Genomic DNA, 16573 nt, shown 5'->3' with positions numbered 1-16573 from the left:
CCGCTGTGTGAAGATTGAGGTCACACAGTGGGAGGGCGCATGGCGGCGACGATCCGGGATGTGGCGCGCGTGGCAGGCGTCACGCCGAGCACCGTCTCCTACGCGCTGTCCGGCAAGCGCGCCATCTCCGAGGAGACGCGGAAGCGCATCCAGCGGGCGATCGTCGAGCTCGACTTCACCCCGAACGCCGGGGCCCGGGCGCTCGCCCTCTCGCAGACGAACGTGCTCGGGATGTTCCTGCAGTTCCAGGAGGACGAGTTCGCCCCGGCGATGCTGCAGTACGTGCTCCCGGTCTCGACCACGGCGCGGACGCACGGCTTCGACCTGCTGATGGTCACCGACCCCGACGTGGATGCGGCGATCAGGCGCACCACGTCGTCGGCGATGGTCGACGGCGTCGTGCTGCTCGACGTCACGTACGACGACCCCCGGCTGGACCCGCTCCGGCAGACCAGGCAGCCGGCCGCCCTGATCGGCTACGCGAAGAACGCGGACGGGTTCGACGCGGTCGACCTCGACTTCGGGGAGGCTGCGCGCAGCGCCGTCGACCATCTCGCCGCCCTCGGGCACCGCGCGATCCTGCTCGTCACGCCGCCCAGGCACGTGTTCGAGCGCGGAGGGTCGTACGCCTGGCGGTTCCGGGATGCGGCGGCCGAACGGGCAGCCCGCCACGGCATCCAGCTGCACATCCTCGAGGGCGAGTCCAGGCAGCCCGCCCTCAGCGAGGCGATGCACGCGGCGCTGGACACGTACACCGACGCGACGGCCCTCATCGTCCACAACGACGCCACGATCGCGGCGCTCCCGTCGCTGCTGCACGCCCGCGGCCTCACGGTGCCGGACGACCTCTCGGTGGTCGGGATGTTCTCCGCGGAGTTCGGCACGGCCTTCTCGCTGCCGTATACCGCCGTGGACACCCGGCCGGAAGCGCTGGGCGAGTGGGCCGTGTCCCGGCTGATCGAGCGCATCGCCGACCCTGAGCGGGCCGAGAAGCCGCAGGTGCGGCTGATCGAGCCGGGATTCGTCGACCGTGGGAGCACACGCGCGCTGTCCTGACGCGCATCCCGTGGCCTCGGCCGTTGCGAGTCGAACCGGTTCACAAAGCGCGGTGATCAGCCCGGAATCGGGCCGCTCTCCCCTCGATCCAGGCCTCCGAGGGGCGCGGGGCACCTCTTTTTCGCAGAATCGAAGCGGTTCGACTTGTGCGTCTCGTCGTTGTGAGTTATCTTCGTCGAAGCGGTTCGACACATCCCGGAACGAACCCACTTCTCGATGAAGCGAAGGAGGCGAACGATGGCTGTCACGATCACCGACGTGGCCAGGGCCGCCGGGGTCTCCACGAGCACCGTCTCCTACGCACTGTCCGGCAAGCGCTCGATCTCGCCGAAGACCAGGCAGCGCATCGACGACGCCATCAACGCCCTCGGTTTCATCGTCAACGCCGGGGCACGCGCCCTCGCCACCTCTCAGACGATGGTCATCGGCCTGCTCACCCAGTTCCACGCCGACGAGTTCGCCCCGGCGATGCTGGAGTACATCCTCCCCGTCTCCGACACCGCCAGAGAGTTGGGCTACGACATCCTGCTGGTCACCGAGCTGGACAGCGTCGCCGCCCTGCGCCGGGTCACCAGCTCCGGGATGGTCGACGGCGTCGTGCTCCTCGACGTCGTCCACGACGACCCGCGGCTCCAGACGCTCCGCGAGGCGAGCCAGCCCGGCGCGCTGGTCGGCCTCCCGAAGCGCACGGAAGGGCTCGACGTCTTCGACCTGGACTTCGGCGAGTCGGCCAGGATGCTGGTCGACCACCTGCACGCGCGCGGCCACCGCGAGATCATCGTCGTCTCCCCTCCCACCCACGTCTTCGAGCGCGGCGGCGCATACGGCTGGCGATTCCGGGACGCCGCCCAGGAGCGCGCCGCCCGATACGGGCTGCAGATGCACTCGTACTACGGAGAGGCCAGGCAGCCGGAGATCGGCCGGAGCATCAACGCGATCCTGGATGCGCGCCCCTCAGCCACCGCGATGATCGTCCACAACGACGCCACGATCGCCGCACTCCCGTCCGTGCTCACCGCGCGCGGCGTCAGCGTCCCGGACGACCTCTCGGTCGTCAGCCTGTACGCACAAGACTTCGGAAGGGCGTTCTCGCTGCCGTACACGGCGGTCGAGAGCTCCCCCGATCAGCTGGGCCGTTCAGCGGTCCGGCAGCTCGTCCGGCGGATCACCTCCCCCGATCTCGCCGGACCGGCGGTGACGAGATTCGTCGCGCCGGAGATCACCGACCGTGGGAGCACCCGATGACGGTCTCGCGCAGCCCGGTCGGCCACCCGCAAATGCATGATTCAAGGAGGAATACTGTGATCACCAAGAAGACCAGCCGGCTCGTCGGCGCTGCGGTCGTCGCCGCCGCGATCGTCGCGGGCGTGGCCGCCTGCTCCGGCTCGGGCTCCGGCTCGAGCAGCAGCGCCGGAGGGACATACACGTTCTGGGACCCGTACCCGCAGTTCGACGCTTCGGCCGACTGGACCAAGCTCGTCGAGCAGTGCGGCACCGACGCCGGAGTGACGATCAAGCGCACCGGATACGACACCAGCGACCTCACCAACAAGGCGCTGCTCGCCGGGCAGCAGGGCAACTCCCCCGACCTCCTGCTCGTCGACAACCCCGTCGTCTCGACCCTGGCCGACGCCGGCATCCTGACCGACACCGGCGAGAACAAGCTGGACACGTCCGACATCCAGAAGAACATCCTGGCCGCAGGCGTCGTGGACGGGAAGACGTACGGCGTGCCGATCGGCGCGAACACCCTCGCCCTCTACTACAACAAGGCGGTGCTGAAGACCGCGGGGGTCGACATCAGCACCGTCAAGGACTGGAACAGCCTCACCGACGCTCTCGCGAAGGTCACGGCCGCCGGCAAGAAGGGCATCACCTTCTCGGCCATCGGCACGGAGGAGGGCAGCTTCCAGTTCCTGCCGTGGTTCTGGGGTTCCGGCGCCGACCTGAAGAAGCTCGACTCCGACAAGGCTGTCCAGGCCCTCACGCTCTGGACGGACTGGGTCAAGAAGGGCTACGCGCCCAACTCGGTCATCAACAACACGCAGACCACCAGCTGGCAGGAGTTCGCCACCGGTGACTTCGCGTTCGGCGAGAACGGCACCTGGCAGCTGGGCAACGTGAAGAAGGCCGGTATCGACTACGGCATCCTCACGGTCCCCGGCATCGACGGAGGCGCGGCGGCCGCACCGACCGGCGGTGAGTTCATGACGCTCCCCGTCCAGAAGGACACCGCCCGGTACGCCACCTCCAAGAAGATCGCGGACTGCCTGACGAGCACGAAGAACTTCGTCAAGACGGACACGACCCTCTCCTACATCGCTCCGACCTCGGCAGCGCAGAAGGAGCAGGTCGCGGCCAACCCGGAACTGCAGCCGTGGGTCGACGCGGTCGCGGCCGCCAAGGGTCGCACCAGCGACAACCTCGGCACCAAGTACCCGAAGATCTCCCAGCAGCTCTGGGGTGCGGTGCAGAACGCGCTGAGCGGCGCCCAGACTCCGGAGGCCGCACTCAAGGCAGCCCAGTCCGCCGCAGCGGCAGCCACCAAGTAATCCGAACCGAAACGCACCTGAGGTACAACCGATGACAACCACCCAGACAGTGCCGCCCGGTTCTGTCGGAGACCACGGTGGGGTGGCGCCCGTCGCCACCCCACCCCGGTCTCGACGGCGCTCCCGGCGCTCCACGCAGTGGGCCGCCTGGGCGTTCCTCGCCCCGGTAGTGATCTACCTGGCGGTGTTCTACGCCTACCCCCTCTACCGCAACATCGAGCTCAGCGTCCGCGACTACACCGTCCGGTCCTTCGTCCAGGGCGGCGCTCCGTTCGTCGGGTTCGACAACTACGTCAAGGTGTTCCAGGATCCGACCTTCGGGCCGGCGTTCCTGCACACCGCCCTCTTCACCATCGTCTCGATCGTCTTCCAGTTCACGATCGGGATGGCGCTGGCGGTGTTCTTCTACCAGAACTTCCGTCTGTCGGCCACGCTGCGCGCCCTGTTCCTGGTGCCGTGGCTGCTCCCGCTGATCGTCTCGGCCTCCACCTGGTCCTGGATGCTCAACAGCGACTCCGGCGTGGTGAACGCCACCCTCAACGCCTTCGGGCTCTCCGGAGTCAACTGGCTGACGTCGCCGGACTGGGCCCTCACCAGCGTGATCATCGCGAACATCTGGATCGGCATCCCGTTCAACCTGGTGATCATCTACTCGGGCCTGCAGAACATCCCGACCGACCTCTACGAGGCCGCATCCCTCGACGGCGCGAACGGGTGGCAGAAGTTCTGGCGGGTCACCTTCCCGCTGCTGAAGCCGGTGTCGGCCATCACGATCCTGCTCGGCCTGATCTACACCCTCAAGGTGTTCGACATCATCTGGATCATGACCCGCGGCGGTCCGGGCACGTCGTCGACGACGTTCGCGACCTGGTCGTACCAGCTGGGCTTCGCATCCACGCTGCCCGACTTCAGCCCGGCGGCGGCCGTCGGCAACGTCCTGATCGTCATCGCACTGATCTTCGGGCTCATCTACATCCGCACGCAGCGAAAGCAGGACGCAGCATGAACGGGAAGCGACCATGGTGGAAGACGATCGTCGGGGTCGTGCTGACCCTGATCATGCTCTTCCCCGTCTACTGGATGATCAACGTCTCGCTCACGCCCACCACCGAGATGCGGAAGAGCCCGCCGAACCTGTTCCCGATCCACGCGACGTTCGAGGGCTACCAGGCGGTGATCAGTCAGCAGCTCCCCTACCTCGGCACGAGCCTGCTCGTCGGCCTCGGCACGGTGATCCTGACCGTCGCCATCTCGGCGCCCGCGGCGTACTCGCTCGCGAAGCTGCGTCCGCGAGGCCGCGGAGTGCTCAACTTCGTGCTGCTGATCGCGCAGATGATCCCCGGCATCATCATGGCGATGGGCTTCTACGCCATCTACCTCAACCTCGGGATCCTCAACACGCTCTGGGGGCTGATCATCGCCGACTCCACCCTCGCCGTGCCGTTCGGCGTGCTGATCTTCACCGCGTTCATGTCCGGCATCCCCGACGAGCTGATGAGCGCCGCCAAGATCGACGGCGCAGGGAGCTGGCGGACCTTCCGCTCCATCGTGCTGCCGGTGAGCCGCAACTCCGTGGTCACGGTGTCGCTGTTCGCGTTCCTGTGGGCGTGGTCGGACTTCATCTTCTCGTCGACGCTCAACAGCGGCGGCACGATGCAGACGATCACGCTCGGCATCTACAAGTACATCGGCAACAACAACCAGGAGTGGAACGCGATCATGGCGACCGCGGTCGTCGCATCCATCCCGGCCGCCGTGCTGCTCGTGATCGCCCAGAAGTACGTCGCCGCCGGTGTGACCGCCGGCGCGGTGAAGGACTGAGGCGATGACGCCCCTCGACATCGACGAGGTCCCCTTCTCGACGCGCGGCGCGTGGATCGACCTCTCCCGCATCGTCGGCCTGCACGAGCGCGCCGAGGACGTGCACCTGGTGACGCACCAGACCGGGATGCACCCCATCCTGCGCCTGATGCCCGAGGCGGGCGGCGCCCTCCTGTCTCCGCGTCTGGTCATGGCGCCGGAGGTCCTCTCCTGGGTCGCGGAGGGCGGGCGCGTCGATGCCGTCTTCGACGGGCGCAGCACCATCCGCTTCCGGGGCACCGGTCTCGGGATGCGGTTCGTCGCGTCCGGCGAGCTGACCCCGTTCACCGGCGCCTACCTCTTCCGCGATCCGCTGGACGGCGCCGTGGTGCTCACCAGCTACGAGTCCGGACGGCGGTACCGGTTCACGGTGCTCTCCGGCGAGGCGACGGTGGTCGGCGCCGGAACGGTGGGAGGAGCAGAGCGGTCGGTCACGCTCGATTCCGGCGTGGCGTGGGAGCTGGCGGTCGAGGAGCTGGACACGGCGGCTGCCGCCTACGACGGCGCAGCCGACTTCGACGACATCGTCGCCAGTCAGGCCCGTGCGTTCGAGGACTACGCGAGCCGCCTGGCCGGGGGCACCGGGAGCGCCGACGGCGAACTCGACGCCGCCGTCCGCAAGGCCGCGTACGTGATGTGGTCCGCCACCGTCGCGCCATCCGGGTTCGTCGGGCGGGAAGCCGTCCTGATGTCCAAGCACTGGATGGACAAGGTCTGGAGCTGGGACCACTGCTTCAACGCCATCGCGCTCGCGGAGGCCGACCCGGATGCTGCGCTCGCCCAGTTCCTCCTCCCCTTCGACCACCAGGACGCGTCCGGCGCCCTGCCGGACTCGCTGACGCACTCCGAGGTGCTCTACAACTTCGTCAAGCCGCCGATCCACGGCTGGGCGTTCGCCCAGCTGCGCGCGCGGTCGTCCCGGCCGTTCACCGCCGCGGAACTGCACGAGGTGTACCGGCGGCTGGCCGCCTGGACGCGCTTCTGGCTGGACTTCCGCCGCGCCCCCGCGCATCCACTGCCCTACTACCAGCACGGGAACGACAGCGGCTGGGACAACTCCACGACGTTCGACCGGTCGCGGGTGATCGTCTCGCCCGACCTCTCCGCCTTCCTGCTCCTGCAGCTGCACGAACTCCAGGAGCTTGCGGCGATGCTGGGGCTGAGCGAACCCGAGTGGGAGGCGGAGGCGGCGACGATCGAGGCCGCCCTGTTCGACCGGCTCTGGACCGGAGACGGCTTCCTCGCCCTGGATGCGCTGAGCGGCGAACCGGCACCGGCGACCAGCCTGCTCAACGCGCTCCCCATCGTGCTCGGCGAACGCCTTCCCGCGGAGGTCGCCTCCACCCTGGCCGGGACGATCGCGGCGCACCTCACCGAGTGGGGCCCGGCCACCGAGCCCGTCACGTCGCCGCTCTACGAGAGCGACGGATACTGGCGAGGTCCGATCTGGGCGCCGTCCACCTTCCTCATCGAGGACGGTCTGCGGCGCGCGGGCCACACCGACCTCGCCGACCAGGTGAGCCTCCGGTTCCGCGCGGCCTGCGAACGGTCGGGCTTCGCCGAGAACTTCGACGCCGTGACCGGCGCCGGTCTGCGCGACCGCGCATACACCTGGACGGCCAGCTGCTTCCTCACCCTCACGCTCGACGCGGCCCGCCGCGTCCACTCTCTAGGAGAACGATGACCGACACTCTCGACGCGACCAGGACCGGCGGTCCGGTCAGCCCGTCCCGGTCGGCTCTGCGGCCGCTCGGCCAGGACGAGGTGCGCTTCGTCGGCGGATTCTGGGCGGAGAAGCAGGAGCTGAACGCCTCGGCCGTCATCGACCACTGCCTCACCTGGATGGAGCGCATCGGCTGGATCGGGAACTTCGACAGGGCGGCGGACGGCTCCGTCGCCGAGCACCACGACGGCATCGAGTTCGTGGACTCCGAGGTCTACAAACTGCTCGAGGCGATGGCGTGGGAGCTCGGCCGCACCCAGGATCCCGCACTGGCGGAGACGTACCGCTCGCTGGTGGAACGCGTCGCGGCGGCGCAGGAGCCGGACGGCTACCTCCACACCTCGTTCGGCAGGGAGGGGCAGCGCCCGCGGTTCTCCGACCTGGAATGGGGGCACGAGCTGTACTGCTTCGGCCACCTGTTCCAGGCGGCGGTCGCCCGCGTGCGCACCGGGCACGACGACCTGATCGTGGACGTCGCCCGCCGCCTCGCCGACCACGTCTACCGCGAGTTCGGGCCGGACGGCCGGGATGCGATCTGCGGGCATCCGGAGATCGAGCCCGCCCTCGCCGAACTCGGCAGGGCGCTCTCCGAGCCGCGCTATCTCGACCTCGCCCGCATCTTCATCGAGCGCAGGGGCCGCAAGCGCCTGAAGACCACGCTCTTCCAGTCGAGCGAGTACTTCCTCGACGACGTTCCGGTGCGGGACGCCGACACCCTGCGCGGTCACGCTGTGCGCGCGGAGTACCTCGCGGCCGGGGCGGTGGATGTGGCGGTCGAGTTCGGCGACGACGCGCTGCTCGCCGCCGTGAAGCGGCAGTGGGCGCACACGGTGGCGAGCAGGACCTACCTCACCGGCGGCGTCGGCTCGCACCACCAGAACGAGGAGTTCGGCAGCGACTTCGAGCTGCCGCCGGATCGGGCGTACGCGGAGACCTGCGCCGCGATCGGGTCGGTCATGCTCAGCTGGCGGCTGCTCCTGCAGAGCGGGGATGCTGCGTACGCGGACGTCATCGAGCGTACCCTGCTCAACGCGGTGCTCGTCTCGCCACGGGAGGACGGCAGGGCGTTCTACTACGCGAACACGCTGCATCAGCGCGAGCTCGGGTCCGTCCCTGCGGAGGACCAGCTCAGCGAGCGCGCGGAGGCGAGCCTGCGCGCGCCGTGGTTCGAGGTCTCGTGCTGCCCGACGAACGTTGCGCGCACGCTGGCGAGCGTCGCGTCGTACGTGGCAACGGCGTCGGCGGACGGCGTGCAGCTCCACCAGTTCGGCGACATCGACATCGAGACGTCCGTCGCCGGGTCGCCCGTGCGCATCCAGGTGCGCGCACCCGGCTACCCGTTCGACGGCCGGGTCTCCGTGACCGTGGACGCTGCCGAGGGGATCGAGCTGAGCGTGCGGATCCCGTCGTGGGCGTCCGGCGCCGACGTCTCGCTGGGAGGCGAGCCGGTGCTGCCGAAGGACGGCTACGTGCGGGTGCGCCGGGTCTTCGATCCGGCAGTGCCGCTGCTCCTCGACTTCCCCATGACGCCGCGCCTCACCTACCCTGACCCGCGGATCGACGCGCTGCGCGGCACGGCGGCCGTCGAGCGCGGCCCGCTCGTGCTCTGCGTCGAGTCGACCGACCTCCCGGACGGCGACCACGTGGATGCGGTGCGCCTCCGCTCCGACACCGCGCCCACCGCGACGCCCGCCGGGGCGGCGGCTCCCGTCGACCTCGTCTCGTCCGCCTCCGGCGGCTGGCCGTACGGGACCGCGCCGCACGCGGACCCGCGCACGGCAGCCGTGGTCGAACTGCGCCCCTATTTCCAGTGGGCCAACCGCGGCCCGAGCACCATGCGGGTGTTCATCCCCCTCGCGGGCGCCTAGCTCCTGGCCGCCACCGAAGTCATCGGCGGTGGCGGCCAGGTTCCTCTTCGGAGCTACGCGTCCGAGCGACCCTGCGCATCCCCGTCCCCGCTGGCACCGAGGAGACCGCGGGCCTGCTCGGCGGCGCGGGCGATGCTGTCGCCGACGAAGTCCATGAAGCGCGCCATGTTCTCGAGCCGTGTTCCGGCGGGCGTGGCTGCGCCGAGAAGGCGGACGCCCTCCCTCGCGGTCTCGGCGATCTGCGCGTTGGAGCGAGCGGCGGCGATCATCGACTGGTACCAGACGTCGCCATCGGCGATGTAGCGCTCCCTGCGGCCGTCTCCCCGTTCCCGGATGACGAGGCCCTGACCCTCCAGCAACGCGATGGCTTTGGAGATGGATGCCGGGCTCACCTCGAGACGCCTGACCAGCTCGGCCGCGGTGAGGCTTCCCGCGTCCGTCGTGTAGAGGCTGGTGAGGACGCCGGCGGCCACGCGCGGAAGTCCGGACTGCATGAACAGCGTCGTGAAGGCGTCCTCGTACTCCCGGATGGCCGGGGAGTCCCGTCCGTCGGAGCGCGGTGAGCGCTGCGCGGTCTGGCCGGCGTCGGTGCCGGCGCCGCGGCGTTTGTGCGCGCGTTGCTCCGTCGCACGCTGGGCGAGGTCTGCCCGGTAGGCGGTGGGGCCGCCGTTGCGCATCACCTCGCGGGTGACGGTGGAGGTCGGCCGGTCGATGCGGCGCGCGATCTCGGCGTACGGCAGATCGTCGGCCAGCCCGAGGGCGATCTGCTGCCGCTCCTGTCTCGTGAGCCTGCCTGCCGCCATCCGGACCTCCCTCTCATCGTCGGGGTCAGCGTAGCGTTCACCGAGGTTTCAGTGCAACGTGGTTTTGCGTTACTTTCTGATCGAGTGCAACGATATAGCCCCTTTAACCAGGGTTTTTTCTTATCTATTGCAACATCACTGTTGCATGATTAATGAACGCAACGTAGCGTTTCGCGCATCGGAAACATCCACCAGCACCATCTAGCCATCAGGAGTTGAGCACCATGCAGACCTTCACCACCCCCTCTCCCATCGACACCCTCGTCGACGTGCCCGCCGCGCACCTTCGCTTCGTCGCGGCGGAGCGCGCAGACACCCGCGTCGAGGTCCGCCCTGTGGATGCGGCGAAGTCCCGCGACGTGAAAGCCGCGGAGCGCACGACCGTCGCGTTCGAGAACGGCGTCCTGCGGGTGGCCACCCCGCAGGACAACGCACTGTTCGGCCCGAGCGGTGCCGTCGAGGTGACGGTGCAGCTTCCGGCAGGATCGAGCATCCGGGCGACCGGCAGCGCCGAGTTGCGCGGAGCCGGCAGCTTCGGCGAGGTCGTCGTCGACAGGTCCACCGGCCCTGTCAAGGTCGACGAAGCGGCCACCGTGCGCGTCTCGGCCTTGGACGGCGACGTCGCCATCGGCCGCCTCACCGGCCCCGGCGAGGTCGCGACCGCCCGCGGCACCGTGCGGATCGGCGAAGCGCTGCAGGGCGCCGTGGTCGTCAGCACGCGGTTCGGCGACCTGTCGGTCGGAGTGCCGGCGGGCATCGCGGCCGGGCTCGACGCCGGCACGTCGTCCGGCCGCATCACCAACACGCTCACGAACGCCGCGGGCGAGCCGGTGGTGCTGATCACCGCGACCACCGCATCCGGAGACATCGACGCGCACAGCGTCTGACACGCATCCGGACGAGGCACGAAACACGAGGAGACGACCATGACGAACAGCACCGCATGGACCGGCATGGTGCCGGTCGACGACACGGCTCTCGCGGTCACCGACACCGGTGGCCAGGGAACGCCGATCGTGTACCTCAACGGCCAGTTCGCCACGCAGGGATACTGGCGGCGCGTGATCGCCGACCTCGGCCCGTCGTGGCGGCACATCACCTACGACGAGCGCGCCCGCGGCAGGAAGTCCGGCACGTCGTCGGACTACTCGTTCGAGGCGGCCGTGCGCGACGTCGACGCCGTGCTCGCGGCACGCGGCGTCGACCGCGCGATCCTGGTGGGCTGGTCGTACGGCGCGTACGTCGCAGCGCACTGGGCCAACCGCAATCCCACCAGGACCATCGGCGCGGTGCTGGTCGACGGCGCACAGCCGTACGACTGGCTCGACGACGCGATGGAGGAGCGCATCCGGACCCTGTTCCGCCGGATGGGCTGGTTCACCCCGCTCCTCCGCCCGACCGGACTCACACCCAGGATGAGCGCGGCCCAGCAGGCGGAGAGCAACATCGAACTCGGCAGGCTCGGCAGCACCGGCGAACTCGGCCCGGTGCTCGACGGGATCGTGGTGCCCACCCGGCACGTGGTCGCCTCTGGCACCTCCCTCGGCAGCCGCGGCGACGAGCAGGAGGTGATCCGCGCCGGCCTCGCCGAGGTGGTGGCCAGAAACCCCAACATCGCGATCAGCGCCAAGGTGCGGAGCAACCACGGGGCGATCCTGCGGAAGGACCACGCTGCAGTCGCGGCCGCCGTCCGCGAGGTCGCGGCGCTCGGGCGGGTGACTCCCGAGGCCGAGCGCTGACCTCAGGGCGTGAGCACCACCTTGATGCAGCCGTCCTCCTTGTCGCGGAACAGGTCGTACATCCTCGGCGCCTCCTCCAGGCCGACGCGGTGGGTGACGAGGTCTTCCGTGCCGAGCGGGTCTGCTGGATCCTCGACCAGGGGGAGGATGTCGTCGCGCCAGGCGTGCACGTTGCACTGGCCCATCCGGATGGCGATCTGCTTGTCGAACAGATTCATGAACGGCACAGGGTCTGCAACGCCCGCGTAGACGCCGCTGAGGGAGACGGTGCCACCGCGGCGCACCGCGTCGAAGGCGAGCATCATCGCAGAGAGGCGATCGACGCCGACGGTCGTCAACAGCTTCTTGGCCACCGGGTCCGGCAGCAGGCCGACGGCGGACTGGGCGACACCGGCCACCGTGTTGCCGTGCGCCTCCATCCCGACCGCGTCGACCACGGCGTCCGGCCCGCGGCCGTCCGTCGCCTCGCGGAGCCAGGCCGCCGCGTCGTCGCTGAGGTCGAAGGTGTCGATGCCGTGGCGTTCGGCCATCGCCCTGCGCTCCGGCACAGGGTCGACGGCGACCACCTGGTAGCCGAGGTGCGTGCCGATGCGGCTGGCGAACTGGCCGACGGGGCCGAGCCCGATCACGCCGAGCGTCCCGCCCTCCGGAACGTTCGCGTACTGCACCCCCTGCCAGGCGGTCGGCAGGATGTCGCTGAGGAAGAGGTAGCGGTCGTCCGGCAGTTCGCTGCCGACGCGGAGGGCGTTGAAGTCGGCCATCGGCACGCGCAGGCGCTCCGCCTGGCCGCCGGGGACCGAGCCGTACAGCTCGGTGTAGCCGTAGAGGGACGCCCCGGTGCCATGCTCGCGGTTCTGGGTGGTCTCGCACTGCGTCGTCAGCCCGAGCCTGCACATGTAGCAGTCGCCGCACGCGATCACGAACGGGATGACGACACGGTCGCCGACGCTGAGCGACCGGACGGCCGGACCGACCTCCTCCACGATGCCCATCGGCTCGTGACCGAGCACATCCCCCTTGGAGAGGAACGGGCCGAGCACGTCGTACAGGTGCAGGTCGGAGCCGCAGATGGCCGTCGAGGTGATGCGGATGACGACGTCGGTGGGCTGCTCGATCCGCGGGTCGGGCACGTCGACCACGTCGACGCGCTTGTTCGCTTGCCAGGTGAGTGCTTTCATACCTGCGTTCTACGCGCGGGAACGGCCGGGCACCACCGGTTGCGGGCTCGGCCGTTCCGTGCGCGACGGGATGCGGCGACTCAGGATGCGGCGCTCACGCTGCGAGCAGCTCCAGCGTGTCCACCACCCGGTTCGAGAAACCCCACTCGTTGTCGTACCAGGCGACCACCTTCACGTGCTTTCCGCTCACCCTGGTGAGCGCGGAGTCGAAGATCGAGGAGGCGGGCTGGCCCGTGATGTCGGAGGAGACCAGCGGCTCGTCCGCGTACTCGAGCACGCCGTTCAGCGGTCCGTCCGCCGCGTCGCGGTAGGCGGCGAGCACCTCGTCGAGCGTCACCTCGCGCGAGACGGTGGTGTTCAGTTCCACGATCGAGCCGACGGGGACGGGCACGCGGATGGAGTCCCCGGAAAGCTTGCCGTCGAGATTCGGAAGCACCAGGCCGATCGCTTTCGCCGCGCCCGTGGTGGTCGGCACGATGTTGACGCCGGCCGCGCGCGCCCTGCGGAGGTCGCGGTGCGGCCCGTCCTGCAGGTTCTGCTCCTGGGTGTACGCGTGGACCGTGGTCATGAAGCCGTGCTCGATGCCGGCCAGGTCGTCCAGGACGGAGGCGAGCGGCGCGAGCGCGTTGGTCGTGCAGGAGGCGTTGGAGACGATGACGTGCTTCTCCGGGTCGTACGCGTCGGTGTTGACGCCGTAGGCGAGGGTGACGTCCGCGCCGTCGGAGGGTGCGCTGACCAGGACGCGCTTGGCACCGGCGCGCAGGTGGGCGCGCGCGGCGTCCGCAGACGTGAAGCGCCCGGTCGATTCGAGCACGAGCTCCACGCCCAGCTCCGCCCAGGGCAGATCGGCGGGCTCGCGCTCGGCCAGCACCCGGATGCGGCGGCCGTCGACCACGAGGTCCGTCCCGTCCACCTCGACGGTGCGGCCCAGACGGCCGAGGGTGCTGTCGTACTTCAGCAGGTGGGCGAGCGTCTCCGGAGCGGTCAGATCGTTGACGGCGACGACCTCCAGGTCGCTGCCGCGCTCCAGCAGTGCGCGGAGAGTGTTGCGTCCGATGCGGCCGAAGCCGTTGATGGCGATGCGGGTCATGGGGAGGGGTTCCTTTCGTTCCGCCTTCCATGCTCGATCGCCGCGACGGGATGCGACAGTGGCTCGAAAGACAGCGTGCGCAAGGATCTCGCCTAGGCGGAGAACGTGTGCCGGTACTCCGTCGGCGACGTGCCCAGGATGCGCTGGAAGTGCAGCCGCAGGTTCGCTCCGCTGCCGAGGCCGACGCTGTCGGCGATCTGCTCGACGCCGAGGTCGCTGCGTTCGAGCAGCTCGCGGGCCAGGTCGACGCGCGCCCGGAGCACCCACTGCATCGGGGTGTACCCGGTGTCCTCCACGAAGCGGCGGGAGAACGTGCGCGGGGACACGCGGGCGTTGCGGGCGAGCGCATCCAGTGTCAGCGGCTCGGCCAGGTGCTCCAGCGCCCACGCCCTGGTCGTCGCGAACAGGTCGCCGAGCGGCTCGGGAACACTGCGCGGCACGTACTGCGCCTGCCCGCCGCTGCGATACGGGGCGGCGACCAGCCGGCGCGCGACGTGGTTGGACAGGCCGACGCCGTGGTCGCGCCGCACCAGGTGCAGGCTCAAGTCGATCCCGGACGCCGCGCCCGCCGAGGTGAGCACGTCGCCCTCGTCGACGAACAGCACGTTCTCGTCCACCTGCACGAGCGGGTACCTGGCGGCGAGCGCCCTCGTGTAGTGCCAGTGCGTGGTGGCGCGCTTGCCGTCGAGGAGCCCGGCTGCGGCGAGCGCGAACGCTCCCGTCGAGATCGCGGCGAGGCGCGCCCCGCGCTCGTTGGCGGCCCGGAGCGCCGCCACGACCGCTGCGGACGGCTCCGTGGTCGCCGGCTCCCGGTATCCGGGGACGAACACCGTGTCCGCCTCCGCGAGGGCGTCGAGGCCGTCTGCCACGTGGTACGAGAGGCCGTCCCCGCCGGTCACGAGCCCCGGCGCCGCCCCGCAGACGCGCACCTCGTACGGCATGCTCGGCCGGTGCGAGAACACCTGGGCCGGGATACCGACGTCGAGGGGTTTCGCTCCGTCGAGGACGAGGACGGCGACGCGGTGGTTGCTGGACGGCATGGCGACCTCCTGGCGATGTGGATGCCTATCGCAAGCATCCTGCCACGAGGTCGCCGGATGCGCGTCAGCCGGCCGTCAGGAAGGCGTTCATCGCCGATGCGATCTCCGCCGACTTCGTGTGGTGCAGGTAGTGGTCGGCGTCGAGCGGGATGAGTTCGCTGCGCTCGACGCTGGCCGCCTGCTCCTTGTGCAGCGTCATCCAGCCCTCGACGTCGGTGTTGTCCGACTGCACGAACAGCAGGAGTGGGAGGTCTTTCGGGAAGGCCAGCTTCTGGGCGTCGTGGAAGTTGGAGCCGAAGCGCTCCATTTCGTCGGCGTACGTGTCGGTGAACCCGTTGCGGAGGGAGATGATCTTCGACTGGTACTTCTGCGCGTCGGTGTACGGGAGCCCGGTGTACGGGTCGTCGCCCAGCGCGGTCAGGACCCGGACGAGACCGAGGGTCTTGAGGGTGCGGAGCCCCGCGACGTTGAGCTCCTCGTCGATGCCCGGCTGGGTGGGCACGCTGGTGTCGATGCCGACGAAGGCGGTCACCTCGTCGCGATAGGTGTTCACGTACTGGAGTCCGTATATCCCGGCGATGGAGTGGCCGCCCAGGACGTACCGGTCGATGTGCAGCGCCTGCAGGGCACTGTGCACCTCCCTGGCGATGTTCGCGTTGGTGCGCGGCCGGTCGGTCTCGTCGCTCAGACCGTATCCGAACGGCTCGACGACGACGGTGCGGTAGTTCGCCTTCAGCTTGTCGACGAGCGGCGCGAAGTCGATGACCGGGGAGCCGGTGCCGAAGCCGGGCAGCAGCACGATGGTCTGGGCGCCCGCGCCCTGGATGTCGACGTTCATCTTCTTGCCGTCGACGTCGACCAGCCGGCCGTACTTCCTGATCTCTTTCGCCTCGGAGGCGGTGGCGATGGCGTTGATCGTCGTGGTGGTCGCGAGGGCGATCACCACTATGGACACGATGCTGACGATCGTCACGATGGTGACGCGAAGGAACTTCCGTCCCCGCTTCCTCGGCGGGGGATTCTGGGCGGCGGACTCGGTGGTCGGACGGGTGTTGTCGCTCATGCTTCGACGCTACGGGCCGGGCGTCTCCGGCGAATCGGGCGGCGGTGCCAGCGCCGCGGAGGCGGTGTGGGACCGGGGCACCATCTTGATCGCGACGGGCTGCTCATCCGTTGCTTGACAGTTTGATTTCTAACTATTAGGTTTCTAACTATGTCATCCCGATCGGAACAGCTGACCGCCCTCATCCGCACGCTCTCGTTCGCCCAGCGAGCGACGGCGGACGCCTGGGTGCGCACCAGCGGCCTGAGCAGGTCGCAGGCGTTCACGCTCGGATACATCGAAGAGCATCAGGAGAACGGCGTGATCGCCCGGGAACTCTCCGAGATGTCCGGCACCACCCCGGCCAGTGTCGCCAGCCTCCTGCAGGGACTGGAAGAACGCGGCTACATCACGCGCACGCCGTCCCCGGACGACTCGCGGGTGAAGCTCATCAGCGTCACCCCGGAGGGAGCAGAGGTCGTCGCTGGGTTCCAGAACGACCTCGCCGCCGAGCAGGAACGCACCTTCTCCGTTCTCGACACCGAGGAACAGGATCGCCTCATCGCGCTCCTCCGACGCGTCACGGACACGCTCGACTCGTAGCGCGCACCCTCCCCCACCC

At 69.4% G+C, this 16573-nt stretch carries 15 protein-coding genes; 10 read left to right on the top strand and 5 right to left on the bottom strand.

Features of this window, described 5'->3' with window-relative positions:
- Positions 1–39 precede the first annotated feature (39 nt).
- From ACN6M5_RS16905 to ACN6M5_RS16875, 7 genes are all read left to right on the top strand, one after another.
- Positions 40–1056, top strand: coding sequence for a LacI family DNA-binding transcriptional regulator (locus ACN6M5_RS16905; RefSeq protein WP_434951623.1), 1017 nt, complete (start codon positions 40–42; stop codon positions 1054–1056).
- Positions 1057–1272: 216 nt separating this feature from the next.
- The gene (locus ACN6M5_RS16900) at positions 1273–2301 is read left to right on the top strand and encodes a LacI family DNA-binding transcriptional regulator (RefSeq protein ID WP_434951621.1); all 1029 of its coding nucleotides are present in this window, start codon (positions 1273–1275) and stop codon (positions 2299–2301) included.
- Positions 2302–2357: 56 nt separating this feature from the next.
- The gene (locus tag ACN6M5_RS16895) at positions 2358–3608 is read left to right on the top strand and encodes a sugar ABC transporter substrate-binding protein (RefSeq protein WP_085368636.1); all 1251 of its coding nucleotides are present in this window, start codon (positions 2358–2360) and stop codon (positions 3606–3608) included.
- 31 nt (positions 3609–3639) lie between these two features.
- Positions 3640–4614 (top strand): carbohydrate ABC transporter permease, encoded by a 975-nt coding sequence (locus ACN6M5_RS16890; RefSeq protein WP_434951619.1) that lies wholly within the window; start codon positions 3640–3642, stop codon positions 4612–4614.
- Complete coding sequence (locus ACN6M5_RS16885; RefSeq protein WP_085368638.1) at positions 4611–5429, top strand: carbohydrate ABC transporter permease; 819 nt, start codon at positions 4611–4613, stop codon at positions 5427–5429. The genes ACN6M5_RS16890 and ACN6M5_RS16885 overlap by 4 nt, the downstream gene beginning before the upstream one ends.
- Before the next feature lie 4 nt (positions 5430–5433).
- Positions 5434–7152: an amylo-alpha-1,6-glucosidase gene (locus ACN6M5_RS16880; protein WP_434951617.1), complete on the top strand. Its 1719-nt coding sequence runs from the start codon at positions 5434–5436 to the stop codon at positions 7150–7152.
- A complete protein-coding gene (locus ACN6M5_RS16875; protein ID WP_434951615.1) occupies positions 7149–9059 on the top strand; it encodes a glycoside hydrolase family 127 protein in 1911 nt (636 codons plus the stop codon). The genes ACN6M5_RS16880 and ACN6M5_RS16875 overlap by 4 nt, the downstream gene beginning before the upstream one ends.
- Before the next feature lie 53 nt (positions 9060–9112).
- Here ACN6M5_RS16875 and ACN6M5_RS16870 read toward each other — a convergent pair whose 3' ends face one another.
- Positions 9113–9862, bottom strand: coding sequence for a GbsR/MarR family transcriptional regulator (locus tag ACN6M5_RS16870; protein WP_434951613.1), 750 nt, complete (start codon positions 9860–9862; stop codon positions 9113–9115).
- A gap of 224 nt (positions 9863–10086) precedes the next feature.
- Here ACN6M5_RS16870 and ACN6M5_RS16865 point away from each other — a divergent pair, with 224 nt between their 5' ends.
- Both ACN6M5_RS16865 and ACN6M5_RS16860 read left to right on the top strand, forming a co-directional pair.
- On the top strand, positions 10087–10749 hold the full coding sequence (locus ACN6M5_RS16865) for a DUF4097 family beta strand repeat-containing protein (RefSeq protein WP_434952427.1): 663 nt from the start codon (positions 10087–10089) through the stop codon (positions 10747–10749).
- A gap of 39 nt (positions 10750–10788) precedes the next feature.
- Positions 10789–11601, top strand: coding sequence for an alpha/beta fold hydrolase (locus ACN6M5_RS16860; RefSeq protein WP_434951611.1), 813 nt, complete (start codon positions 10789–10791; stop codon positions 11599–11601).
- Between the two features lie 2 nt (positions 11602–11603).
- Here the strand turns inward: ACN6M5_RS16860 and ACN6M5_RS16855 are convergent, their stop codons facing one another.
- The 4 genes from ACN6M5_RS16855 to ACN6M5_RS16840 all read right to left on the bottom strand — a co-directional run bounded on the left by ACN6M5_RS16855 (position 11604) and on the right by ACN6M5_RS16840 (position 15972).
- Positions 11604–12779, bottom strand: a complete 1176-nt coding sequence (locus tag ACN6M5_RS16855) for an alcohol dehydrogenase catalytic domain-containing protein (RefSeq protein WP_434951609.1) — start codon at positions 12777–12779, stop codon at positions 11604–11606.
- 94 nt (positions 12780–12873) lie between these two features.
- On the bottom strand, positions 12874–13869 hold the full coding sequence (gene gap / locus ACN6M5_RS16850; RefSeq protein ID WP_434951607.1) for a type I glyceraldehyde-3-phosphate dehydrogenase: 996 nt from the start codon (positions 13867–13869) through the stop codon (positions 12874–12876).
- A 92-nt stretch (positions 13870–13961) separates the two neighbouring features.
- Positions 13962–14909: a GlxA family transcriptional regulator gene (locus tag ACN6M5_RS16845; protein WP_434951605.1), complete on the bottom strand. Its 948-nt coding sequence runs from the start codon at positions 14907–14909 to the stop codon at positions 13962–13964.
- 64 nt (positions 14910–14973) lie between these two features.
- The gene (locus tag ACN6M5_RS16840; RefSeq protein WP_434951603.1) at positions 14974–15972 is read right to left on the bottom strand and encodes an alpha/beta fold hydrolase; all 999 of its coding nucleotides are present in this window, start codon (positions 15970–15972) and stop codon (positions 14974–14976) included.
- Between the two features lie 150 nt (positions 15973–16122).
- Here ACN6M5_RS16840 and ACN6M5_RS16835 point away from each other — a divergent pair, with 150 nt between their 5' ends.
- Positions 16123–16554 (top strand): MarR family winged helix-turn-helix transcriptional regulator, encoded by a 432-nt coding sequence (locus ACN6M5_RS16835; RefSeq protein WP_168688643.1) that lies wholly within the window; start codon positions 16123–16125, stop codon positions 16552–16554.
- Positions 16555–16573 lie beyond the last annotated feature (19 nt).

This window comes from Leifsonia araucanica (assembly GCF_051161895.1).
Lineage (GTDB): Bacteria > Actinomycetota > Actinomycetes > Actinomycetales > Microbacteriaceae > Leifsonia.
This window is presented reverse-complemented; position numbering and strand designations above follow the sequence as displayed.